This is a genomic window from Rhizobacter terrae (assembly GCF_003852895.1).
GTDB lineage: Bacteria > Pseudomonadota > Gammaproteobacteria > Burkholderiales > Burkholderiaceae_C > Albitalea > Albitalea terrae.
The window spans coordinates 524,431-543,115 of record NZ_QUSW01000005.1 but is presented as its reverse complement, the minus strand read 5'-3'; the positions used below and the strand labels follow the sequence as shown (position 1 = coordinate 543,115).

At 63.4% G+C, this 18,685-nt stretch carries 9 protein-coding genes; 3 read left to right on the top strand and 6 right to left on the bottom strand.

The genetic code is table 11. The features are described from left to right. Positions 1-27: 27 nt before the first annotated feature. From DZC73_RS20075 to DZC73_RS20065, 3 genes are all read right to left on the bottom strand, one after another. Positions 28-948 (bottom strand): substrate-binding domain-containing protein, encoded by a 921-nt coding sequence (locus DZC73_RS20075; RefSeq protein WP_235835216.1) that lies wholly within the window; start codon positions 946-948, stop codon positions 28-30. A gap of 102 nt (positions 949-1,050) precedes the next feature. After that, positions 1,051-2,034 carry an ABC transporter permease gene (locus DZC73_RS20070; protein ID WP_124542134.1) on the bottom strand — a complete coding sequence of 328 codons (984 nt, stop codon included), beginning with the start codon at positions 2,032-2,034 and terminating at the stop codon, positions 1,051-1,053. Next, complete coding sequence (locus tag DZC73_RS20065) at positions 2,012-3,508, bottom strand: sugar ABC transporter ATP-binding protein (RefSeq protein ID WP_124542133.1); 1,497 nt, start codon at positions 3,506-3,508, stop codon at positions 2,012-2,014. Before DZC73_RS20065 ends, DZC73_RS20070 begins: the two co-directional genes overlap by 23 nt. Positions 3,509-3,623: 115 nt before the next feature. Here DZC73_RS20065 and DZC73_RS20060 point away from each other — a divergent pair, with 115 nt between their 5' ends. After that, positions 3,624-4,607 (top strand): LacI family DNA-binding transcriptional regulator, encoded by a 984-nt coding sequence (locus DZC73_RS20060; RefSeq protein ID WP_124542132.1) that lies wholly within the window; start codon positions 3,624-3,626, stop codon positions 4,605-4,607. Positions 4,608-4,632: 25 nt separating this feature from the next. Here the strand turns inward: DZC73_RS20060 and DZC73_RS20055 are convergent, their stop codons facing one another. Together DZC73_RS20055 and DZC73_RS20050 are read right to left on the bottom strand one after the other, a co-directional pair. Next, on the bottom strand, positions 4,633-4,950 hold the full coding sequence (locus tag DZC73_RS20055; RefSeq protein WP_198414900.1) for a hypothetical protein: 318 nt from the start codon (positions 4,948-4,950) through the stop codon (positions 4,633-4,635). Then, a complete protein-coding gene (locus DZC73_RS20050; RefSeq protein ID WP_124542131.1) occupies positions 4,947-5,345 on the bottom strand; it encodes a hypothetical protein in 399 nt (132 codons plus the stop codon). The genes DZC73_RS20055 and DZC73_RS20050 overlap by 4 nt, the downstream gene beginning before the upstream one ends. A gap of 209 nt (positions 5,346-5,554) precedes the next feature. Between DZC73_RS20050 and DZC73_RS20045 the strand changes: the two genes are divergently transcribed. Together DZC73_RS20045 and DZC73_RS20040 are read left to right on the top strand one after the other, a co-directional pair. Next, positions 5,555-6,595 (top strand): PAS domain-containing sensor histidine kinase, encoded by a 1,041-nt coding sequence (locus DZC73_RS20045; protein WP_124542130.1) that lies wholly within the window; start codon positions 5,555-5,557, stop codon positions 6,593-6,595. A gap of 10 nt (positions 6,596-6,605) precedes the next feature. After that, positions 6,606-7,238, top strand: coding sequence for a response regulator (locus tag DZC73_RS20040; protein ID WP_124542129.1), 633 nt, complete (start codon positions 6,606-6,608; stop codon positions 7,236-7,238). Positions 7,239-7,296: 58 nt separating this feature from the next. Here DZC73_RS20040 and DZC73_RS30615 read toward each other — a convergent pair whose 3' ends face one another. Beyond that, entirely contained in the window at positions 7,297-18,684 is an 11,388-nt protein-coding gene (locus DZC73_RS30615) for a putative Ig domain-containing protein (protein ID WP_161974657.1), read from the bottom strand. Position 18,685 lies beyond the last annotated feature (1 nt).

Below are 18,685 nucleotides of genomic sequence, written 5' to 3'. Positions count from 1 at the left end.
CTCCCTGTGCGTACTGCCCGTGGGCCATCAGAACGGCGAGTCCGGGAAGTAGAAGCTCTGGGCGTTTTCCTTCGTGATCAGCACCGAGGGCACGATCGTCGTGGGCGGCAGCTTGTCGCCCTTCAGCCGCGCCTCGGCGGTCAGCTTGATCGCGTCGTAGATGAACTTCGGCGAGTACGACACGTCGGCCTGGATGCGCGGGTCCTTGCCGTCGATCAGCGTCTTGACCATGCCCTTGGCGCCGGCGCCGCCGAACACGATGCGGATGTCGCTGCGCTTGGCCTGGTCGATGGCCTTCATCACGCCGAAGGCCATGTCGTCGTCGGCCGCCCACACCGCGTCGATCTGCTTGAAGCGCGTCAGGTAGTCCTGCATCACCTTGTACGCATCGTCGCGGTTCCAGTTGCCGTACTTCGCGTCGAGCAGCTTGATGTCCGGGTGGTTCTTCATCACCGCGTTGAAGGCATCCATGCGCTCGTTGTCCAGCGTCGTCGCGATGCCTCGCAGCGCCACGATGTTGCCCTTGCCGCCCAGCGCCTTCGCGAGGTATTCGGCCGGAATCTTCCCGAACGCGGTGTTGTCGCCGGCGACGTAGGCGTCCTGCGCGCTGGTGTCTGTCAGGCCGCGGTCGACAACAGTGACGTACACGCCCTTGCTTTTCACCTGCGCGACCGGCTTGGTCAGCGCGGCGGACTCGAACGGAAAGACGACGAGCGCATTGATCTTGGTCGCGCTCATCAGGTCCTGCAGCTGGTTGGCCTGCTCGCCGGCGTTGGCGGCCGTCTTGATCGTGATCTTCAGGTCCGGGTGGGCCTTCTCGAGCTCCTTCTTCGCCTCGTTCGCCCACCAGACGATGCCGGCCGTGAAGCTGTGCGTCGCGGCGGGAATCGCCACGCCGAGGTTGACCTTGTTCTGCGCCCACACGGCGCTGGGGGCTGCTGCTGCCATCACCGCCGCGGCGATGAGGAGTCGACGGGTTGAACGCAAAGTCATGACGGGTCTCCAGGTGTTGTTGCAGCCGCGCTGCGGGTGTGAACGTGTCGGGTGGGGTCAGCGCCGCCTGCGCTGCAAGAAGGCGACGACGATGATCACGAAGCCCTGCACCGCCGCGTTGAGGTACACGCTGATGATGCTGGTGAGGTTGAGGATGTTGCTGATGACCGAGAGCAGCACCGCGCCGACCACCGTGCCGGTGATGCTGCCGGCGCCGCCCTTGAGCGCGGTGCCGCCGACGATGACCGCGGCGATCGCCTCCAGCTCCCAGAGGATGCCGGTCGTGGGCGATGCCGAGCCGAGGCGCGGCACGTACAGCAGCGTCGCCGTGCCCACGCACACGCCCAGCAGCATGTAGGTCAGCACCTTGATGCGGTCGACATCGACGGCGGCGTAGCGCGCCACCTGCTCGTTCGAGCCGATGGCCTGCACGTAGCGGCCGTAGGCCGTGCGGTTGAGGATCAGCCCGCCGACCAGCGCCACCAGCGCGAACACCCACACCGGCACCGGAATGCCGAGCAGGCTGCCGTAGAACACCGGGCTGTAGGCATCGGCCAGGCTGTTGTCCAGCGTGATCGCGCCGCCGTTGGAGAAGTAGGTGAGGTAGGCGCGGAAGATGCCCAGCGTGCCCAGCGTGACGATGAACGGCTCGATGCGGCCGCGCGTGATGAGCAGCCCATGCGCCAGGCCGAACAGCGCGCCCAGCAGCAGGGCGAAGCCCATGCCTGCGGCGACCACCACGGTGCTGCCCCACCCGGCCTGGCCGAGCGCGTTCATCGCCAGGATCACCGCGCCGGCGATGAGTGCGGCCATCGAGCCCACCGACAGGTCGATGCCGCCCGAGATGATCACGAAGCACATGCCCACGGCGATGATCCCGATGAACGCCGTGCGGGTCAGCACGTTCAACGCGTTGTCCAGCGTGGCGAACTCCGGGTTGAGCAGCGTGCCGGCGATGCACAGCAGCACCAGCCCGGCGATGGGCCCCAGGGCATGCAGCCTGGCCCAGGAGAAGCGGTCAGTGGCGGGTTCCGGTCGCATGGGCAATCAGGTTCTCTTCGGTCAGTTGCGAGGCATCGAGGACGGCCTGGATGCGTCCGGCGCGCATCACGACGACGCGGTGGCACAGGCCGATGAGCTCGACCAGCTCGGAGGAAACGACCAGCACGCCCCGCCCTTCTCGCGCGAGCTGCTGGACCAGCAGGTAGATGTCGCTCTTGGCGCCCACATCGACGCCGCGCGTCGGCTCGTCGAGCACGACCACCTTCGGCTCGGGATGCAACACCTTGGCCAGCGCGAGCTTCTGCTGGTTGCCGCCGGACAGGGACGCGGCACGGATCTCGGTGTTGCCCGTGCGGATGCCGAAGCGCTGCACTGCATCGCGCAGCGCCGCACGTTCGGCGGCCGGTGCGAGCCACGGCCGCGCATAGCGCTGCAAGGCCATCAGCGTCAGGTTCTGACGCATCCCCAGGTCGACGTGCAGGCCCTTGCCCTTGCGGTCCTCGCTGAGGTAGGTGATGCCCTGGTCTGCCGCGTCACGTGGCGAACGGACCTGCGTCGTGCGCCCCTGCAGTGCCAGGCGGCGAACGCGATGCGGCCGCAGGCCGAGCAGGCCCTCGAACAGTTCGGTGCGGCCGGCGCCGACCAGGCCGGCGAAACCAAGGATCTCGCCGGGACGCACCTCGAACGAAATGTCTTCAGCCCAGCCGGGCACGGTCAGCCCTTCGACTTCCAGAAGCGGCACGGCCTCGCTGCCCGGTGGAGAATCCTTCGCCGGGTACAGGTCGGCGATCTCGCGTCCCACCATCAGCTTGGCCATGTCGTGCCGGGTCAGCTGCGCCGTCGGCTTGTGGGCGACGAAGCGGCCATCGCGCATCACGACCACCTCGTCGGTCGTGCGCTCGACCTCGTCGAGCTTGTGCGAGATGTAGATGATGGTGACGCCCTCGGAGCGCAGCTGCGTCATCAGCGCGAACAAGGCTTCGGTCTCGCCGGGCGTCAGCGTCGCGGTCGGCTCGTCCATGATCAGCAGGCGGGCGTGCCGGGCGAGCGCCTTCGCGATCTCGACGAGCTGCTTCTCGGCGACGATGAGTTCGCGCACCAGTGTGTCAGGGCCCCGCTTGAGGCCGACCTGCGCCAGCACCTGCGCCGCGCCTGCGCGCATCGTCGCGTCATCGAGCAGGCCCAGGCGCGTCTTCCTTTCATGGCCGAGGAAGATGTTCTGCGCGATCGTCAGGTCTTCGGCGAGGTTGAACTCCTGGTGGATCAGCACGATGCCCGCCTCTTCTGCCTCACGCGAACCCGCAAACTGCCGGGGCCGGCCGTCGACCTCGACGACACCGCCCGTGGGCTGCTCGTAGCCCGCGAGGATCTTCATCAGCGTCGACTTGCCGGCCCCGTTCTCCCCGAGCAGGCCCACCACGCGACCGGGCGACAAGGCGAAGCTGACGCCGTTCAGCACCGTGACCGGGCCGAATGCCTTCACCACACCGTTGAAACGTATCGCCAGGCTCATGTTGCGTTTCAATGTAATCCATTTCATTTTGAGTCATACTCGTGCAAACCCGCGATGGACATGCCTGGCGAAGCGGCGTGCGATACCATTACATTCCTCGTTACAGGATCGTTTCATGGTTGCAGTTGTCGATGTCGCACGCGTGGCCGGGGTGTCCACCGCGACGGTTTCGCGCGTGCTGAACGGCCACCCGTCGGTTCGTGAAGAGACCCGCCAGCGTGTCGAAGCGGCCATGCAGTCGCTGAACTACCGTGTGACGGTGGCGGCCCGCTCGTTGCGGACTTCGCGCACGCGCATGGTGCTGGCGCTCGTGCCCGACTTCGCCAACCCTTACTACGCCGAGATCGTGCGAGGGCTTGGTGCCTCCGCACGCGAGCACGACTACGAACTGCTGCTGTGCGACACCGGGCTCAGCGAGGCGCGCGAGCGCACGGTGGCGCAGATGCTCAACCGCCACTTCTACGATGGCGTGGTCTGCATGGACCCGTACACCACGCAGCAGATGGTCAGCGAAGAGGTCCGCTCGCTGCCCTGGGTGGCGTGCTCGGAATTCGTGCCCGATGAGCAGATCCCGCACGTCAGCATCGACCACCGGCTGGCCGCGAAGGACGCGGTCCTGTACCTGCTGGCGAAAGGCCACCGCCGCATCGCGCTGATCAACAGCGACGAGCGCTACCTCTACGCGCAGCAGCGCCGCGATGGTTATCGCGATGCATTGCGCGAAGCCGGCCTGCAGGAACGGGCCGACTACATCCAGATCGTGGGCGGCATCGACCACCCGTTGGGCGAGCTGGCCGCGCGTCGGCTGCTCGCGCTCGACCAGCCGCCGACGGCAGTGTTCGCCGTGGCCGACACGCTGGCCATTGGTGCGATCAAGGCGACGATGGCCTCAGGACGGCAGGTGCCCGATGACCTCGCCGTGGTCGGCTTTGACGACGTGCCCCTGGCGAGCATCTTCGAGCCGGCACTGACGACGATTGCGCAGCCGCGGCGCGAACTCGGCGAGCATGCGATGCAGCTGCTGCTGCGGCGCATCGCGGGCGAGATGCCGTCGTCGGTGACGCTGGCCCACACGCTGGTGGTGCGGCGCTCGGCGTAACGTGCGCATGGGCGGCATGCGCCGGTCACGGTTCAACCAGCTGGTGCGAGGCCGTTGCATCCAGATCAAGGTCGTAGACGCGCTTCAGCGTCTGGATGCGTTGCAGGCTTTGCGGACCAAAGGCGCACTTCCCTTCGAAGGCATGCAGCACGATCCCTTCGAGCAAGTCCCCCAGGCTGAGGTCGTGGTATTCGGCCACCGCCTTCAGGACCTTCAGGATCCGCTTCTCGATGCGAAGCCCGGTCTGCACACGCTCGACCGTCAGATCGGGTGGCGTTGGTGCAGGGGCCTCCGCCTTTTTGCGACTGGGTTTGCTCGCCGCGGCGCCGGATGCACGCTTCATGCTTCGACCTCCTTCCGGCAGGCATCACCCATCAAGAAGCTGACCCGTGACAAGGGCGACGCGAGCGTCTCGGATCGGTAGTAGCGCGAGAGCAGGTCCCGTTCGCACAAATCGGAATGCCGTGCAATGAAGGTCTCCCAATCCGCCTGCGGATGACGCTGCATGCGTTCCGACATGAGGCTCATGAAGGCAACCGTGATCGTCTCGTGATACAGGCCCGCCTTGCCGATGCGCGCCGCGAAGCGCTGCAATCCGTCCCTCATCGCCACGCAGGCTTCGAGAAACGGATGGCGCGAGAGATAGCAAAACGCGGCGCGCAGGTGCGCCCGGTGATCGAACTGCTCAGGCGGCAGCCGACCCTCCTCGAAGGACAGGATGAATTCGGCATCGGACACAACTGGCTCCTTGTTACCAAGGTACCAGTGTACTCATTTATTGAACATCAAGCCGCCTCGGAAACTGACGCAGGCATGCGGCTGCACGGCCGACAGATCGAACACCACGGTGGCAGCCCCATCGACGGGAACCATCAGACGATTCCGAGCCTCCGCTAGGGAAACCACGGCTTGGTCGTGGCGCGGGGCCGCTCCCTAGAATCCATGCGATGAGCACGCTGGGCGACGAAGCGCCGGACATCCCCTTCCAGGCGATCATCGAGCAGTCGCTGGCCGGCATCTACATCATGCAGGACGAGCGATTCGTCTACTCCAACGCCACGTGGGCCGCGATGGTGGGCTACACGCCGCAGGAGCTGGAGAACAAGACACTGCGCGACCTGGTGGCGCCCGACATGTACGAGACGGTGCTGCACCGCTACTACCAGCGGCTCAACGGCGAAGTCCCGAGCCTGCGCTTCGTCACCCGCGGGCTGCATCGCGATGGCCACGTCGTGCACATCGAGATCCACGGCAGCCGGATGATGTTCCGGGGTCGCCCAGCGGTCGGCGGCGTGGGCATCGACGTCTCCGAGCGCATGGTGCGCGATGCCGAACTGCAGCGTTCGCGCGAGCAGCTGCAGCAGCTCACCGCCTACACCAACCAGAAGCTGGAGGAGCAGCGGCTGACCTTCGCCCGCGACGTGCACGACATGCTGGGCGGCATGCTCACCGCGCTCAAGATGGACGTGACGCGCATCGCACGCCGGGTGGATACCGGCGAGCTGCGCGAGCTCACCGACGGCGCCCTGGGGCTCACGCAGAACATCATCGAGACCGTGAAGGCGATCTCGGAGTCGCTGCGCCCCAGCGCCCTCGACCATGCCGGACTCGTGGTGGCCATCGCCCGCGACCTGGAGGAATTCACCGCCCGATCCGGCGTGCAGCATGCGTTGACGGGCGAGGAAGCGCCGCTGCGGCTGTCGCCCCGCCGGGCGATCGCGGTCTACCGCATCTTCCACGAAGGGCTCACGAACGTCGCGCGGCATGCGCAGGCGCAGCGGGTCGAGGTGACGCTCTCCGAGCACGACGACTGGTTCGTGATGTCCTTGCGCGACGATGGCCGCGGCTTCCTGCCGTCCACACTGGCGCCGGGTTGCCTGGGGCTGCTGAGCATGGCAGAGCGGGCCCGGGCGACGGGCGGCGAACTCACCATCGACTCCGCGGCAGGACAGGGAACACAGCTGGTGCTGAAGGTGCCGCTGCTGTGAGCAGGCTGCCATGATCCGCGTCCTCGTCGTCGACGACCACACGATCTTCCGGTCGGGCGTGGGCCGGCTCCTGCAGGACGAGCCGGACATGCGCATCGCCGCGGAGGCGCAGAACGGTGCGGAAGCGCTGGAGCAGGTGCGCGGCCATGCCTTCGACGTCGTCCTGCTGGACATCAACATGGAAGGCCGCAGTGGCCTGGAGGTGCTGGCCTCCATGCGCGCGCTTGCGCGCTGCCCGCCGGTGCTGGTCCTGTCCATGTACCCCGAGGAGCAGTACGCCCTGGTGGCGGTGCAAGCCGGCGCCAGTGGCTACCTGGCCAAGGACTCGGAGCCTGCGGAACTCGTGCGGGCCATCCGCACCATCGCCGGCGGCGGGCAGTACTTGAGCGCGCGCATGAGCGGCCGCGTGCAGGACCAGCTGCGCGGCCTGGACGACAGGCCGCCGCACCAGCGCCTGTCGGTGCGCGAGCACCAAATCATGCTGATGACGATCCGCGGCATGTCGGTGACCGACATCGCCGAGGAAATGATGATCAGCGTGAAGACGGTCAGCACGCACCGCGCCAACCTGCTGGCGAAGCTGGGGCTGGGCAGCACCGCCGAGCTGGTGCTGTACGCGGTGCGGCAGGGGCTGGTGCACTAAGGCCAGGCATTGCGCGGCTGCAATGGCGGTCTCATCGTCCGCCATTGCCCCTGCGCTACTACTTCCAGGCCGACGCGACCAGATGAGTTTCTGGTCGATCGTGCGCTCTGCGAGTCAGGTCCGGTGAGACCAGCGCCGTTGCCGTTCCTGCATTGAACTGGGCCATGGCTGCCGCCAGTCCTTGCACGGCAGAGTCCAGCACCACGGTGCCGTCGGTGAACCGGAACTCTTCCACGTGATTGGCGCTGGCCAAGTAGAAGTCCTTGACGATCAGCTTGTCGCCGGTGCCGTTCAGGAGTACTTCCAGGTTGTTGCTCACGTGGCTGAAGGTCACATCGGCTTGCTTGATCGTGCCCAGGAACTGCACCGCATCCTTGACGCCCGCCGTGCTGTCGTTCTCGACGATGGTGTCGACGCCGTAGCCCACGCCGAAGCGGTAGATGTCGGCGCCGGTTCCTCCGACCAGGCTGTCAACGCCGGAGCCACCATCCAACGTGTCATTGCCGGCATTGCCCGTGAGCGTGTTGGCTGCAGCGTTGCCGGTGAGGACGTTGTTGGAGGCAGTGCCCGTGCCGTTGATCGCACCCGTGCCGGTCAGCGTCAAGTCCTCGAAGTTGGTCCCCAACGTCCAAGTCACGGCTGACTTGACCAGATCCGTCCCCTCATTGGCGTTCTCGGTGAGCACATCGCCGGTGACATCGACCACGTAGGTGTCGTTGCCCGTGCCGCCGATCAGGGAGTCATTGCCGGCACCACCGTCCAGCGTGTCGTTGCCAGCCGCACCGGTGAGCGTGTTCGCGGCCGAATTGCCGACCAGCACGTTGTCGACGGCGTTGCCCGTGCCGTTGATGGCGCTGGTGCCGGTGAGCGTCAGGTTCTCCAGGTTCGTACCCAAGGTCCAGGTGATGCTGGACTGGACGGTATCGATGCCCTCGTTGGCGTTCTCGGTGACGGTGTCTCCTGTACCAACCACGTAGGTATCGTTGCCTGCCAGGCCCTTGAGCACGTTGGCCGCGCTGTTGCCCACCAGCACGTTGTCGAGCGTGTTACCCGTGCCATTGATGGCTGTGCTGCCGGTCAGCGTCAGGTTCTCCGTGTTCGCGCCCAAAGTCCAGGCGATGCTCGACTGGACGGTGTCGATGCCCTCGTTGGCGTTCTCGGTGACGGTGTCGCCAGTACCAACGACGTAGGTGTCGTTGCCCGCCAGGCCCTTGAGCACGTTGGCGCCGCTGTTGCCGGTGAGCACGTTGTCCAGCGCATTGCCCGTGCCGTTGATGGCACCGCTGCCGGTCAGGGTGAGGTTCTCCACGTTGTTGCCCAAGGTCCATGTGACCGAACTCTGCACGAGGTCGGTGCCCTCGTTTGCGTTCTCAGTGACCAAGTCGGCGGTGTTGTCGACGACGTAGACATCGTTGCCAGCGCCGCCTGCCATCGTGTCAGCCCCGGTGCTGCCATCCAGCGTGTTGTTGCCGGCATTGCCGGTGAGCATGTTGTTAGCCGTATTGCCGGTGCCGTTGATGGCGCTCGAGCCGGTGAGGATCAGGTTCTCAAGATTCGCGCCCAGAGTCCAGGTGATGTCGGCCTTCACAGTGTCCGTACCTTCACTGGCGTTCTCGGTCACCGTGTCGCCGGTGCTGACCACGTATGTGTCGTTGCCCGCCAGGCCCTTGAGCGTGTTCGCACCGCTGTTGCCGGTGAGCACGTTGTCCAGCGTGTTGCCCGTGCCGCTGATGGCACCGGTGCCGGTCAAGGTCAGGTTTTCGACGTTCGCGGCCAGCGTCAGCGTCACGGTGGATTCCACCGTATCAATGCCCTCGCTGGCGTTCTCGGTGACAACGTCGCTGGTGCTGTCCACCACGTAGACATCGTCGCCAGTGCCGCCCTTCATCGTGTCGTTGCCGGCACCGCCATCGAGGCGATCGTTGCCCGCATTACCGGTCAGGGTGTCGTTTCCTGCCAGGCCGGACAGCGTGTCGTTGCCCGCACCACCAACGAGGTTGTCAACGCCCGTCGTTCCCGTGAGCGTCTGGTTCTGGATGGTGACGGCGATGTCGAAAGTGTCCGAGGCGCTCAGGTTGCCGCTGTCCTTGGCGATCACCTTCACCGAGATCGTGCCAGTGGTGCTCGGCGTGCCCGAGAACGTGCGAGTGCTGGGGTTGAAAGCCAGCCACGCAGGCAGTGCGGTGCCGTCGGCCAGCGTTGCGCTATAGGTCAGCGTGTCTCCGGTGTCCGGGTCGGTGAACGCGGTGGCTGCGACGGTGTAGCTGAACGCCGCACCTGCATTTGCGGCTTGGTCCGGGATGGCATTGGCCAGCACCGGCGCATCGTTGACGTTGGCCACGTTCATGGTGAATGTGGACGAGGCGCTAGCACCTGCAACGTCGGTGGCCGTGACCTTCAGGCTCAGGCCTCCCACGTCGGCATTGGCCGGCGTGCCGGTCAGGGCGCGCGTGGCGGAATTGAACGCCAGCCAGGCGGGCAATGCCGTGCCGTCCGAACGCTTGAGGCTGTAGGTCAGCGTGTCGCCGACGTCCACGTCATTGAACGTGGTGGCCGGGACGACGTAGCTGAACGACTGGCCCTGGGTGGCTGACTGCGTGGGTACGGCAGTCACCAGCGTGGGCGCGTCGTTCGTGTTGGTCACCGTGATGTTGAAGTCGTCGGTGACCGTCAGGTTGCCTGAGTCTTTGGCCGTCACGCGCACGCTGATGGTGCCCACGTTGCTGTTCGTCGGCGTGCCGCTGAAGGTGCGGGTGCTGGCGTTGAAAGTCAGCCAGGCGGGAAGCACCGCCCCGTTGCTGAGCTTGGCCGTGTACGCGAGCGTGTCGCCGGTGTCGACGTCCTTGAAGGTCGTAGAGGGGAAGGCATAGCTGAACAGCGCGTCCTCAGCGGTGGCCTTGTCCGGGATCGGCGTAAACACCGTGGGTGCGTGGTTGTTCGACAGGTTCGAGTAGGTCGCCAGATCCCAGACCGTGCCGTCGGCAAACTTGAACTGCTGAACAGGATTCGCGGGATTGGACGGACTGCTGTCGGTGTAGACACCTTCAATGGTGATCGAGTCGCTGGTGCCCGCGATGCTCACCTGCAGATCTGTGCCATTGACCTTGGTGCGGACGATGTCCGTGGGGGCAACGCCGGACAAGAATTCCAGCGTGTTGGTCTTGCCTGAGGTGGCATCATAGTTCGCCCGGACCATGTCTGCGCCATCGCCTCGCCCGAAGCGGTAGGTGTTGTTGCCGAAACCGCCTGCGAGCACATCGTTGCCGGCACCGCCCCACAGCGTGTCATTGCCGTCTTCGCCTGACAGGAAATCGGCTCCGTCACCGCCGTTCAACTTGTCGTCTCCGCCGCCGCCCAGGAGGCCGTCGTCCCCGGCCGCGCCGTCAAGCTGGTTGGCACCGCTGTTGCCGGTCAAGATGTTCGCGTCGGAGCTGCCCTGGCCATTGATGTTTGCAGTTCCCAGCAGCACCAGGTTTTCCACATTGCTGCTGAGCGTGACGGACACGGCCGCTTGGACGGTATCCGTGCCTTCACCGGCCAGTTCCACGACCACGTCGCTCGCATCAACTAGGTAGGTGTCGTCGCCAAGGCCGCCGGCCAACTGGTTCGAGGCGGTGTTCTGGGAACCGTCGATTACGTTGCCCACCGAATTGCCTGTGCCGCTGATTGCTGCCGACCCGCTGAGGACAAGGTTCTCCAGACCTGATTGCAGGCTGTAGGAAATGGTGGAGACCACCGTGTCCGTGTAGCCGCTGCTGTCGATGATGACATCGCCTGCGTTGTCAACGACGAAGGTGTCTCCACCCACGCCGCCCATCATCGTGTCGGCCCCCATGCCGCCATCCAGAGTAACGCCGTACTGCGAACTTTGTCCGGACAGCCGGTTGTTGAGCGCGTTGCCGAGAAGTGATCCGGTGCCGTAGATGTTGGCATTCGTGATGCCGGCTTCCAGCGCGTAGGTACCACCGGCGACGTCCATACTTCCGTCACTGGCAAGCCGCCTTTCACCCACGACGGGAATCGCCGAATACCAGTTGTCGCCTGCAGCGTGATCAGTGCCGTCACTGAAGACAAAGTGGTTGGGAGCACCGCTCGCTGAGAAGCTGTCGCCACCGGCGTCATACACGTATGTGAGCGAGTTCGGAGCGGCCAGCGTGACCAGCCTGTAGACGGAATCAGGCGTGATCCCCGAGCCGAACACGACCCGGTCGGGTCCGACAGATGCGCCGCCCATCCCGTTGCTGTCGACCAGGTTGTGGACGCTGTTGAAAGTCACGTCATGGCCATCACCGACGTTGAAGTAGTAGATGTCCCAACCATCGCCACCGTAGATGGTGTCATTTCCTTTGCCGCCGAAGAACATGTCGCGGTTGGCCGAGACTCCTCCACTGGCGCCCGAATTGCGGCTGGCCGTGCCGGCCAAGACGTCGTCGCCGTCCGTTCCGACCACCGGAGGAATACCGGATGGTCCCAGCAGTTCAGAGACGGCATGACGCTCACCATTGGCCAGCTGCAACGTGGGCAAAGAAGTCCACACCGGCAGCAGCATGGCCGCCTCGTTGTAGTCGGCGTCATAGCGAGAGCTTCGGACCGACGTCCACCAACTGTTGACCGGGGCTCCCTGGATCACAACCGAATCGGTCGGGCTATAGGAGACGCGGATGCCCCCTCGGTTGTCTGACGTGGAAAGGGCCGAGATGCTGAAGCTGGAGAAGTTGATGCCGGCACCAAATTTGAGCGTGGCGGTGGATGGCGCATCGACCGTGTCGCGCCCATCACCCAGCGAGAACTCAGCGACCGAGCTGTCGCGCATCGCCAGGGAATCGTCGCCAGTCCCCCCGACCATCGTGTCGTTGCCGCCGATACTGCGCAGCGTGTCATTGCCGGCGCCCCCCATGACGAGGTCATCGCCCGTACCGCCATCGATGTAGTCGTTCCCAGCACCACCGTCGACGGTGTCATTGCCGCCAAGCGCGTTCAGGCTGTCGTCTCCGAACGAGCCCACGACGGAGTCAGCCAACTCGGTGAGCGTGAGCATGTGCGCTTCCAGCTCGGAAGCGGTCCACGTCGCACCGCCGTCAAAAACGACGCTGCCAATCTTCGCGGCGGCGAAGCCGGAAAAGTAGTTGCTCAGAATGACCTGTCCCGGCTGGTTCCGGAAACCGATCACCATGTTGTTGTCGACCCGGGTCGCAACGATGTCCCCGGGGGCGATGCCGGACCCGAAGCGCAGGGTGTCGATGCCGAAATTGGTGCCGTAGTCGTCGGTGATGACGGTGGTACCGGCTCCGGGATTGAAGAGGTAGGTGTCCGAGCCAGCGCCGCCGCGGAGCTCGTCCGATCCAGCCGACGCAATCAGGAGGTCGTTGCCATTGCCGCCGAGCAGCGTGTCATCGCCTGCATCGCCTTGCAGCGTGTCATTGCCCGAGCCAGCGTCGAGCCAGTCGTTCCCGGTGCCGCCGAACAACTGGTCGTCGTCGCTGCCGCCGTCCAGCAGGTCGGAACCATCGTCCCCGTAGAGAACGTCAGCACCCCAGCTCCCTCGCACGGTGTCGGAACCCGCGCCGCCGAACAGGGTGTCGTTGTCAGCGTCGCCGCCCAGGGTGTCATTGCCGTCACCGCCTCGCAGCAGATCGTTGCCCGCGTCGCCAGAGATCGAGTCGTTCCCACCAAGGGCATCGAAAGTGTCGCCGTCGGCCGTCAGGACCAGGTTGTCATTGCCTTCGGTCGCGAGCGCCTGGATCGATCCGAAGCCGGTGCTGTTGCGATCGAAGATCGGGCCTCCTTCGAATTCGACGGTTTCGTTGCCAGAGTTCACGAAGAACCCCTGGACGGTCACCGTGTCTGTCGATCCGGTGAAGTCGATGTGCAGATCAGACGCCCATTTGGTCAGACGGGCCTTGGAGAAGTCCAGACCGGCACCCAGGAGGATCCGATCCGTTTCGCCCGCGACCGCCGAGTGGTTGTCGATGACATCCTGACCCGTCCCAGCCTTCAGGACGTAGGTGTCATTGCCTTCACCACCCACCATCGTCTCGTTGCCGGTGCCAGCTTCGAACCGGTCATCTCCGTAGCCACCATCGAGGATGTGCGCAGCGGCGTTGCCTCGGATGATGTCGTTGCTCCAGGTGCCGATGACACCGAGATAAGACGTGGTGGCCGCATCGATCAGCACACCCTGGTCGATGAGCTGCTGCCAGCCTGCATTCGTCCCGTCGGCAAACACCAACTGGTCGAACGGGCGCGACTCTTCGGCGATTTGTTCGTCGCTGGCGGCGAAGTTGATGCCGTCTGCGGCGTCCGTTCCGACGTTCAGCACGTATTGGCCGCCTGATGTCCTTGCGACCCGCAGATCGGACAGCGACACCTCGGCGCCGAGCTGCAGGACGTTCGAGCCGGACCTGGACGTTCCCAATTCCCAGTCGGTGCGGAAGCGGTCGGTCCCGTCACCCTTCGAGTAGAGGACGGTGACGCCAGAGATCGCGTTCGAGGTGAGGATGTCGGTGCCCTTGCCGCCCGACAAGGTGGCACCGCTGACATCGCGGCCGACCGAGAGTTCGTCGTTGACCTTGCCGCCGTAGAGGCGTCCATTGGTTACAGTCACGGTCCGGTTGACGGATTGGTCGTAGGTCTCGCCGATCAAGCGATCCATCGTCACCGTCTTGTCGGTGAACTCGACAGACTCCGTGCTGCCTTCGATTCCACCCTTGACGATGACCACGTGCGTGGCATCGACGACCAGTGCCACGTCGGAGCCCGACCCCGTCGACTGCGCCGTGACCTGGCTGCTCGATGCATCGACCAGCTTGATGGTGTTCTTGCCCTCGTCGTCGGAGATGCTCTCGCCGTTGACGCCGTCGGTGGTGATGTCTGCAATGGTCAGGACGTAGGTGTCGTCACCCTTGCCGCCTTGCATCACGTCGATGCCTGCACCGCCGGTCAGCGTGTCGTTTCCATCGCCGCCCAGCAGCGAATCGTTTCCTGCACCGCCATCGAGAATGTCGTTGCCGGTTCCACCGTTCAGGTAGTCCGAGCCGTCGCCACCGAGCAAGGTGTCTGCTCCAACGCCGCCCAGGAGCGAGTCGTTCCCTGCATCACCGGAAAGGTAGTCGTCGCCTGTCAGCGTGGTGACGTCGTCAGAGCTTGCCTGGTCTTCACCTGCCAGCCAATCGTTGCCGGCGCCGCCGAAGATGGTGTCGTTTCCACCGCAACCGAGAAGAATGTCGTTGCCTTCTTCGCCGTCGATGTAGTCGGCGCCGTGCAGCGCTGCGGCCACTTGATCGACAAGGGCATCGCCCATGATCTGGTCGTCGCCGGTACCACCGTACAACTCGTCCGCACCACCTTCCCCCCAGATCGAATCGTTGCCGGCGCCGCCATCGATGGTGTCATTGCCGGCTGCGGTGACATTGGCAGCGGCAGGCTTGATATCCGCGAAGTGGTTGTCTCCAAACAGCGCATCGTTGCCGTCATCGCCGGAGATGTCATCGTCCTTGGCGCCGCCTTGCACGAGGTCGTCGCCTGCGCCGGCCTCGATGTAGTCATTGCCGCCAAAGGCATCGACGATGAACTTGCCGTCTGGCGAAGACGGGTCGTCGCCGTAGATGCTGTCCTTGCCATCTCCGCCGAAGAGTACGTCATCGCCACCGTCGCCGGCGATCCAGTCGTCGCCCGTGCCACCGTCGATGTAGTCGTTGCCGTGCTCCTGGCCGGCCTGGCTCGGGTCCAACTGCCAGGTCCGGGTGGTCACCCCGAGATCTTGATCCGCGGGCAATACAGCCTGTGAGGAGTAGTCGCCCCACAACCGATCGTTGCCCGAGCCGCCCTCGATCTGGTCGTCGCCCTGGTATCCGGCCACCGCATCGTTGCCGTCTCCCGCATCCACGTAGTCGTCGCCACCGCCGGCATTGACCATGTCGTCGCCCGAGCCGGCGTAGATCACATCGCTGCCGCTGTGGCGGTTGCTGTTGAACATGACGGCGAGATCGGGCTCCTCCGACATGTCGGGAGTGCCTTCGCCGTAGAACCTGCCCCCAGGGAAGGCCGCGAAGCGCGGATCGCCATCCACCAACACGTTGCGAAGACTGGCCAGACCGGTGAAATCGGTGCTGCCCAATGCATCGATCAAGTATTGGAAGTAGTAATTGCTCGACTCGCTGGACTGCGTGCCCGTGTAGATCGTCCCGAGCTTGACAGGCGCGTTGAAATAAAGGGTGTTGTAGTAGACCGGGTCGTTGGTGCCGGCTACGAACCGAATGTCCTCGTCCCGCTTGATAGTGCGCCCGCTGTCGCCATCGCTGAAGATGACATCCCGGCCCGCGCCGCCGACAAGCGTGTCGTTGCCGTCGCCACCAAAAATCGCGTCATCGCCTGCGCTGCCTTGAATCTCATCATTGCCAGAGCCGCCATCGACCATGAGATTCGACTGCCCATTGGCGGGCGTCGTATCAGCCAGAGCAACATCCAACGAACGAAGGCTGCCAGCGAACACATGGTCGTTGCCGCTACCAGCCGAGATGATGATCGGATTCGACGGATTGGACAGTCCGCCTTGGATCGTGTCGTTACCACCCCGCGCGAACAGTTCTCCCACGACGCGAGCTGGGAAGCCCGGCGCGCCGCTGGATGAACCCAATTGGTTCGCGTTGATGAAGTACTCGGGCGTGGTGATGTCCCCACTACCGGCTACTGTGCCTTTCAAACCGGCCACATCGATGGTGGGCGTGCCTCCGGGAGGTGGAGCCGGAGCAGGTGCAGGGACAGGGATGTGCAAGCCGAGATCGCCATCTTGAAAGTCCTTGATGACTACGGTGCTGCCGGAGGCGGTGACCGTCAGTTCACCAGTGCTGGCATTGAACTGATACGAGACCAAGTCTGCGGGAACGCTCTTGTCCAGCCACAAATATTGTCCTGAGACTGCGCCGAACTGAAGTTCACCCCCGCCTGTCAAAGTTCGCGTGCCGATTTGCAGGCTATCGCCCGCATCGCTGGTGAGGATGGTGTCAAGCCCGGACTTCTCACCGATGCTGTAGCTGTCATCGCCCGCGCCGCCGGACAACGTGTCATCTCCGACGCCACCATCCAGCACATCATTGCCCGCACCACCCAACAGGGTATCCCGCCCCTTCCCGCCCAGAATCACGTCATTGCCCGCGTTGCCTTCCAGGTAGTCGTTGCCGTCCTTTCCATCGATGACATCATTCCCGCCACCACCGTAGAGGTGATCGCCAAGGGAAGCGCCAGTCAGCGTGTCAACGTCGCTGGAACCGAACGAGATCTTGCGACGATCACCAAACAACAGCAGCGTGTTGTCAACGTTGAATTCCTTTAGTTTCTCGGTCGCACTCGCATCGGCATTGTTGGAATACGTCGTGCTGAACGGTTGACCGAAATCAATGTTGGCCCTCCCGTCGTTGGTATTTGCTGCGTTTCGGATATTGATCCAGCGAAGCATTGCTTGCCGATCCGCAAGGTACTGATCGGTGTACGTCTCGGCCGCTTTGCCGCTGGCCACCAACGCTCTGTCTGCGGACCAATTGGCCCAGACGGTGGCCCAGCCTGCCTTCAACTTGGTCTCGACGAAGTTGGGGTCGACCCCTTCTTTGGCACGAATGACAAACGGCGAGAGTTCCAGAAGGGCAAGAAATGACGCGAAATCCGTTCGGGATGCATCGAGCGTTTTTGCGCTTGCCGTAACGAGCACATTTCCCTTAAGGGCGAGAAAAGTGGGGTTTGCCAGCAAGTCCTGGAGGTTCTTGTGAAACACTCCGCGGGCAGCCGGATCGGCCCAAGTTCCACCTCGCATGTTGGCCGGTGTGACTGCAGCGCTCGGCCCAACGACCATGCGATTCAGCGCGTTCAGGACGTTTTCCAGCGTATCGCCCTCAGCCCGCCCTTGACTCTTTGGATCGTCCTCCGTCGATACCAGAGTGACCTGCTGCTTGGCGGACGAGGCTTCGCTAAGAATCAGATCGAGCGTGTCTTGATTGATCGTCGGGTCGAGCTTGGTCAACGCCTTCTGAATATTCAGCGAGTCGACGATCAGCGGCAGACTGTGTGTGTCGCCGAAGTCATTGTCGTTGTAGTGATCGACAAGAAGGCGCACATCCTTCGCGGCCCAACTCTCGACTTCAACCGAGCCCACATAGGTGCCGCGAGATAGCGGCTGGTCCTCGATGTAGATGCCCGTCTCGTGGCCATAGTGAACCTGCGAGTTAGAGACGGCGGATGGCTTTGGAGCTCCATAGACGTCGAAGAAGTTTTCGATCAACTGCTGCGCATGAATGCGTCCAATTACAGCAGTAATCGCCCCAGTCACTTTGTCGACGGCCTTCGTCTGCTTACTGACCCGTAACATGGCGACTTGATAGTCCAGACGAAGTCCCGCAATGTTGTTAACACCGCGGATGTCAGCGGGATGGGCAGGAGTCTCGCCAGGCTTCGAATCTCCGGCCGCGAGCAAGTTGACGGTCTCAGACACCGCTGCGATGGAAGCGATATTTTCTAAAGCCTCCTGCAGAACCCCCAGCTCGTTGTTTCTGGTCGTGGGAAAGTAGATAAACGTCCCGGGAACCGGTCCCGGTACGCCGGGCCGCATGTTCTTGATTTCTGTTGCGTCCTGCGTGGCCATGTCTTTGGTGACGACGCTTCCTGGACCATATTTCAGCCTGAGGGCAGCGTACTTCGCCGCAACTTCGCTATCTGTAAAAAGTGAGGCGCTTCCGTTGTCTTTCCATTCCTTGAAATTTGCCATCAGCGCGGTCAATGCTGGACCTGTGGCCGCGACGGTGGTGTCAAATGCGCTAAAGGAATCTGTGACACCGGTCCCCGTGAGAATGACACCAACACCAGCACCATTGAACGTGTACGTTCTTCGAATCTCACTCGGGTAGAGCAGATTGAAGCTTGTGGCAAGGCTTCCACCCAGGCTGTACCCAGTGACGTCGACCTTGTTTTGTGAGGCAGAAAACTCTGTGGGGTAACGTTCCTTCAGTTCTCCGTACCACTTCTGCATGTCCGCGATCTGACCAAACGCCCACCCCTTGCTTGACAGTTCCAGCGTGTTGGTCGCTTGATTGTCTCGAACGGAGTCTTCGATGAACTCGGTCGAGCGGATGCTTAGGACCAACTGTCCTGGCGTCAGATTCAGATTGGGATCCGGCTCGCCAACATACTTGTACAGCGAACCGCTAAACCCTGTGTCGGTATTCGCCTTGTGTTCAACCAATCGCCAGTTTCCCCAGAATTGATCAAACTGCGATTCTGTGAATCTGCTGGTGTGATCGTTTCCTTGAAGCAACATGTCCTTGGCGTCATTTTCTGAAATCGCGCTCCCGTTGACGACTTCACCAGGAACCAACGCCTTATGCTTTACGCCGAACATGGATTCGGCTGCAATCTGAAGGTTTGCGTATTCCAGCAGCGTGGCCGATTGATTGTTGTCCATT